The following is a 6,121-nucleotide window of genomic DNA, read 5'->3' as shown; positions in this document are numbered from 1 at the left end:
TGGATTGGTAGAACCATAGCAACTGCCAAGAAGATTGGCACAAACGATAAAGTGTTTGGTGGGATCATAAAACTTGTCCTCACCCACTAATCCCGACCACCATTCTTCAACTTTGGCATCTCCTGTCAAAGCATGTATGACCCAAATCACATTGTCTTTATCGGTAGTCAGATGTCCTCGGGTAGTGTACGAAATTTCGAACCCGTTTAGGTTTTCCCCTGATTCCAGTTCCAGGATTCCATCATGTTTGTAGCATTCCTCTGCCATATCAATTATCAAATAATTACTCTCTAGATTCATATTTATCGTCATATGGTTATCTGCAATCAGACCAGTAGATATATCATCTTTGCCTTGAAGGTGATATGACCTATAAGCCAAATCAACGGTTAAGCAAGGGTATCAGAAACATGCTTTAATCTATATTGCATCCTTATTTCTAATACTGATTATAAACTTATGGTTATAAAGTAGATATGCACATCATATTTATTGAAAACATGGATTGAAGACCCTTAAGAGTTGCAATCCATGTTCTAGTTTATTTTGCTCAGGATAAAGCATCAAAAGCTTGGGTCAAATCAGCTTTGATATCCTCAATATGTTCTATGCCTAAAGAAATTCTCAGCAATGTTGGCGTTACACCTGCAGCTATCTGTTCTTCCTCACTCAACTGTTGATGGGTTGTAGCTGAAGGTTGTATGATCAACGTTTTGGCATCTCCCACATTAGCCAAATGAGAAATCAATTCGAGTTTATTGATGAAGTTAGAAGTACTTTCTTTATCTCCTTTGAGTTCAAAACTCAAAACGCCGCCGAAACCGTTTTTCAGGTACTTTTTACCCAACTCATGATATGGAGAGCTTTTAAGTCCAGGGTAGTTTACTTTCTGCACTTTGGGATGCGCTTCAAGCCATTCGGCTAGGGCTAAAGCATTGTCTACTGTTCTTTGAACCCTCAAAGATAGTGTCTCCAGACCTTGCAATAGCAGGAAGGAATTGAAAGGGGAGAGGGCTGGTCCAAAATCCCTGAGTCCTTCCACGCGTGCACGAATGGCAAATGCGATATTAGGTAAACCCAATGGATTGTTTTCTCCAAAAACATCCCAGAATTTCAGTCCATGATATCCTTCAGAAGGTTCTGTAAACTGAGGGAATTTCCCATTCGCCCAGTTGAAGTTTCCCCCATCTACGATTATGCCTCCGATTGAAGTGCCATGTCCACCTATCCATTTGGTCGCAGAGGCAGTTACTATATTTGCTCCGTGTTTCAAAGGTTGAAACAGGAATCCTCCTGCACCGAAGGTATTGTCCACGATAAGTGGGATGTTATGGGCTTTGGCCAAATCAGCAATGGCTTCGAAATCCGGAATATTGAATTCAGGATTACCTATGGTTTCAAGGTAAATGGCCTTTGTTTTTTCATCTATAAGTTTTTCAAATTCAGCGGCATCATTTCCTTTTGCAAAGCGGGCTTCTATTCCTATCCTTTTGAAAGCAACTTTGAATTGATTGTAAGTACCTCCATAAAGAAACGATGTTGAGACGAAGTTTTCACCTGCCTGAAGTATATTGTTCAATGCCAGAAACTGTGCGGCCTGACCTGAGGCAGTTGCCAATGCAGCTACGCCACCTTCCAGTGCTGCAATTCTCTGTTCGAACACGTCTGTGGTTGGATTCATAATTCGGGTGTAGATATTCCCAAATTCTTTCAATGCAAAAAGGTTGGCTCCGTGTTCCGCGGAATTGAACACATAAGAGGTGGTCTGATAGATAGGTACAGCTCTGGAATTGGTGGTCGGGTCAGGCGCCTGTCCGGCATGAAGCTGAAGGGTTTCAAATCTGTAGTTTGACATTGGAATTTTGTTTTAGATTTATGAGAAATGGTTTATGTTATTTATTTGAACTTTAGCGAAATATTAGGGGAATCATTGGGATTTGGAACTCTGTCAAATCTTCAACCCTCAAACACTAAAATTACTTGAGAAATACAGGGTTGATTGGTTTAAAAAAACCTACAGATGCAACAATTCTGGGTAAAGATTTTACCGTGCTGCATTTTTTTAAAATTCTTAAGAGGAGTAATCCTTTTTTGTAAATTCATTGGTTAAAGAATTTATATTTCCGGTTGACAATATTTTCAGCCGGCAGGAATTGGCACCTTGGATTTTCCAGGTTGCCAGAGGGTCGATGAGCCTGTCTCTCGCCTCTTCTTTATAAATCCCAACACTAAAAGTGAAAGGATAATGCAAAGAAATAATTTGAATGATTGATATGCAAGCATTGAGTAAAAAGATTTTGAAAAAATACTGTAAAGGTGAATTGGTAATGGCTGTAAAGTGAAATCTAAATAGACCTTCAGGTTAACCAATTAAATATTTAATGATTAAAACCATTTTGTAAAAATCTGGCATTCCTTTGGCTATGGGCATTTCATATTTAAACCAACATATGAAACTTATAGCAACACCAAAGTCAATGACCTCAGTAAGGTCAAACTTTACCGTCAAATCGTCGCAATTCTTCCTGATTATTTTATTGTCAGTTTCGGGCATTCTCTTTGGAGCATGTACAGATGATGACTTGGAAACAGTCTCTGAAATCAAGGAGGAATTTTCCGGAATCAAAACCATTGAAGTAGATTCTGAATTTTTGGATGTGTCCTATTTTGGCGTTTCCGGTCAATCACAAGTTGAAATGGATGCCATCTTACGGTCAAATTCAAAAAGGAGAAATGAGCTGACTTATCAGGTAATAGGGGATAAGCTTAAAATCAATGTCAATACCAAAGGGGGATTAGGAAGCTTAAAATCAGAAGGAAGTATAAAATTAACCGGTCCTAGAAATATCAAATTAGAAATAATATCAGGATCTGGTAATATGGATGTCAATAATGTAAGTGGAGATGAAATAAAACTGGAGATCGGTTCAGGGAAAATCAATACCAAAAACATCAACTCATCTGTAATTGTGCTGAATGGTGCTTCGGGAAATATTTTTGCTGAAGATCTCACTGGAAATGTTTTTGCAAATATATCTTCTGGTAAAATAGAGCTCAAAAAAACTGATGGTAATGTAAGTGTCCAGGGAGCTAGCGGTCAGATTAAGTTGATGTCTATCAACGGACTTGTGCAAGCTAATATTTCTACTGGAAGTGTTGAACTTTCTGAAGTGAAGTCTTTGGGAAGGATGGAGATTTCCTCCGGGAATCTATTTGCGACAGCTACTGGCTTAAGTAGCGAGACCTCTCTAAAGGCTTCTTCAGGGAATCTTTACATCCAAACACCAAGTAACCTCTCTCTTTTCAATTTTAATATCACAACTGGTAGTGGCAGTGCAAGAGTAGGGGAAAGTGTCTCTACGGGTGTATTGAATATCAACAATGGATCTGCCCATACCATCAGAGGTGAGGTGAATTCGGGGAAAATTGAAATTGTTAATTAATTAAATATTTTTGTTAATAGTGCCTAAGAATTCAGAAATTCTTAGGCACTATTTGTTTTCAAGGTCTACATTCGGAATTCCAGATTGGAAAACACTGACAGTAACCTTATAGATAATAGATATTCAATTGCTTTCCTGAAGAGTCAACTCTGACAAAGTAAGATCCATTTGCGCTGAAGAACACATTTTCATTATTACTGAATCCAACCTCTTCCACGACTTCAATAGGTGAGGTAGCAATTCGGAAAAAACTACTTTCTTCTACCAGCCAGATTTCATTTTCCGTGACTTTTAAGTCCAAGATCTTATTAAGGTTGTCAAAGGTGGTTTGAACATTACCTTCATTATCGGCAATGGCTACTCCCTTGGTACCAAATAAAATCAAGCCCTGATCGAAGACGACTTGATTTTTTAATCTTCCAATCTCAAAATCTTTATAATCTATAACTGATAACCTCTCTCCTGTGTTGGCATTATAGGTAAATATACCTTTTGAAGAAGCGTCTACAATTTTATCATCGTCCAAATAAAAGGGGTCAAAGTCTGTACCCAGCCTATTGCTTGCTTTATCGGTTTCAAAGACAATACCACCTGTTTTTTTATCTAATGCCATAATGTATGATCCGGATAAACCATCTGTTAACTTCAAGTAGAGATAATCCTCAGTCATTTCCTCCTGAATTACCCTGTTGCCCTGTCTTGCAATTTTGTCTTCCTGAAGTATGATTTTCCCAGTATTGAAATCAATTTGTAAGTAGGATTTTCTACTTCCATCAGGATCAATATGCTTTCCTCCCTGCATGCCTACTACGTAATGAATCACATTATTATCATCTACTAAAGGGTAGGAGGTATTGTCTCCAAGGGTGTTGCCTTCTTCTCCTCCTGCACCCAAAACAGACATGTTTCTATACATCCTTCTATGTCTTTTCATCCCTTCAGATACATCAGATTCTAACTCCTCTCCTGACTTGATATCAATCAGTGTGAGGCCAAAGTAGGGTAGAAGCAGTATGTCATTTCTCACATAGGCTGTTCCTGGAATAAAGTCACCACTGTATTTTAGGGACCATTTCAAATCTCCTGTATCGGTATCTAATGCCTGTACTTCTGGCCTAGATGCAATATTCTGAAGGTCTGATTGACTAACCCTGATGGCAATGATCAAATCGTTATTTGGTTCATAGAAAACTTCACCCAAACCGCCTTTCAGTTCAGCCTGTTCCCATTTGACTTGGCCGGTTTTTAAATCCAAAAGCTGAAGACCATCCTTACCATTGACAGCAATGGCGTTTTTTTCAGGTAAATAAGTAATAAGTTTATTCAACCTTTCATCATGTCCTATATAGCTTACAGGTAAGTTGTTCCCTCTGTTTGAAACTGTATTGATTCCCGTAGCTGCGGAAAATGTCACTTCTGAGAGTGCATCCTCATCCTGCCTAAGTCTTTGTGCATTTGTGAAGATTTGATAAAGTGACTCCGCTGTGGATATGCCTATATCCAAGTCCTCCTTTTTCCAGATTTCCTCTCCGTTACTCAGGTCGTAAGCCAAAACCTGTGTTAGGCTAAGTGTGTAGTCGAATTGCAAAAAAATCCCTTCATTTTCAAATAACATGAATGCGCTTCCCTCAGTTATTGCAACCCCTGGAAGGCTTCTGCCCAACTTGTTTCTGTAATTGCCTTGAAGAACCTGATTCTTTTGCGCAATATTCCAAACCTCATATTGTTGTTCATTTTCAAGTACAAGAAATTTTCCATCATTTGAAAAGGAAGTGAATTTTGGGGTGAAGGTGGATGACAATACCCAATCAGGGCTGCTTTGTGCAAAACTCTGCTTTCCGTGAAAGATAAAAAGGAGTGTAAATACCATAGTCATGAAGTAGGGTGTCAATCCTTTGGTACTTAAAAAGCCGGAGTTTGAAAATAAAGCAAGCCGAGAGGACTGCTGCTTGTTTTGAAAACTGACCATTTTGGTATTACCAGCGTCAGTAAAAGCTGATTTTTCTTCTAGCAGGTTCATGATTTTTTGATTTTTATAGTATCGTAACAATTATGAAAAAGAATTTACAAATGCTTAAGAATAGAGTTTAATTCCGTAAAGTAGTATTTTTTAGAATTTTAACTATATTTTTTCTTCAAAAATTTAGATATTATATAGAGTAAGCTTGGGGTTACAATTTTTAACCTATTTGCGAAAGGACAAATATTTGAATCATTTTGTAAGTCTTAGATAGGAAACATATAGGTATCTAAGTAATTGGAATAAAGTGTGGACTGACAAGGCCAAAGATTGTGAAAGAAAAAGTAAAACCTAGTGGTTGATAAAAAGAAAAGCCTGCTAAAAAAGCAGGCTTTTAAGTCGGGGTGGCAGGATTCGAACCTACGACCTCCTCGTCCCAAACGAGGCGCGATACCGGGCTACGCTACACCCCGAATCCGATATTACGGATGGCAAAAGTATGATTAATGTTGAAACATGCAAAATTATTTCATCCATTATTTGATATTTTTTTTATTGGGTTTTACTGAGAAGATATTAATTCTATAAATATTTAAATCAATCATGTTTAAATGATCAAAAAATGGCAATAATTGGTGATTTCTGCCCTGCCAATGGAGGAGGATTTTTTGGTCACTACTCGGTAGAATTTGTATACTTTAAGAATAATGTATATTCA

At 37.9% G+C, this 6,121-nt stretch carries 3 protein-coding genes, 1 tRNA gene, 1 pseudogene and 1 riboswitch; of the genes and pseudogenes, 1 reads left to right on the top strand and 4 read right to left on the bottom strand.

Annotation, left to right across the window (positions count from 1 at the left end):
- Together EA341_RS18595 and EA341_RS18590 are read right to left on the bottom strand one after the other, a co-directional pair.
- Positions 1-300, bottom strand: a pseudogene (locus EA341_RS18595) (homoserine O-acetyltransferase); the annotation flags it as partial.
- 250 nt (positions 301-550) lie between these two features.
- On the bottom strand, positions 551-1,855 hold the full coding sequence (locus EA341_RS18590; protein WP_293016676.1) for an O-acetylhomoserine aminocarboxypropyltransferase/cysteine synthase family protein: 1,305 nt from the start codon (positions 1,853-1,855) through the stop codon (positions 551-553).
- Positions 1,856-2,112: 257 nt separating this feature from the next.
- A riboswitch (SAM riboswitch) is annotated at positions 2,113-2,222 on the bottom strand.
- A gap of 228 nt (positions 2,223-2,450) precedes the next feature.
- On the opposite strand from EA341_RS18590, the gene EA341_RS18585 reads away from it, so the two are divergent.
- Positions 2,451-3,443 (top strand): DUF4097 family beta strand repeat-containing protein, encoded by a 993-nt coding sequence (locus EA341_RS18585; protein ID WP_293016675.1) that lies wholly within the window; start codon positions 2,451-2,453, stop codon positions 3,441-3,443.
- 106 nt (positions 3,444-3,549) lie between these two features.
- On the opposite strand, the gene EA341_RS18580 is transcribed toward EA341_RS18585, so the two are convergent.
- Positions 3,550-5,463 (bottom strand): PQQ-binding-like beta-propeller repeat protein, encoded by a 1,914-nt coding sequence (locus EA341_RS18580; protein ID WP_293016674.1) that lies wholly within the window; start codon positions 5,461-5,463, stop codon positions 3,550-3,552.
- Between the two features lie 339 nt (positions 5,464-5,802).
- A tRNA-Pro gene (locus EA341_RS18575) sits at positions 5,803-5,876 on the bottom strand.
- Positions 5,877-6,121: the final 245 nt, after the last annotated feature.

Origin of the sequence: Mongoliibacter sp. (genome assembly GCF_007692705.1) — a bacterium.
GTDB lineage: Bacteria > Bacteroidota > Bacteroidia > Cytophagales > Cyclobacteriaceae > Mongoliibacter.
The sequence above is the reverse complement of the archived record's forward strand: the minus strand, read 5'-3'. Positions and strand labels throughout refer to the sequence as shown.

Excerpts from the sequence above, each read along its gene's own strand:
- EA341_RS18580 (WP_293016674.1), bottom strand. The coding sequence starts at position 5,463 with ATGAACCTGCTAGAAGAAAAATCAGCTTTTACTGACGCTGGTAATACC.
- EA341_RS18590 (WP_293016676.1), bottom strand. The coding sequence starts at position 1,855 with ATGTCAAACTACAGATTTGAAACCCTTCAGCTTCATGCCGGACAGGCG.
- EA341_RS18585 (WP_293016675.1), top strand. The coding sequence starts at position 2,451 with ATGAAACTTATAGCAACACCAAAGTCAATGACCTCAGTAAGGTCAAAC.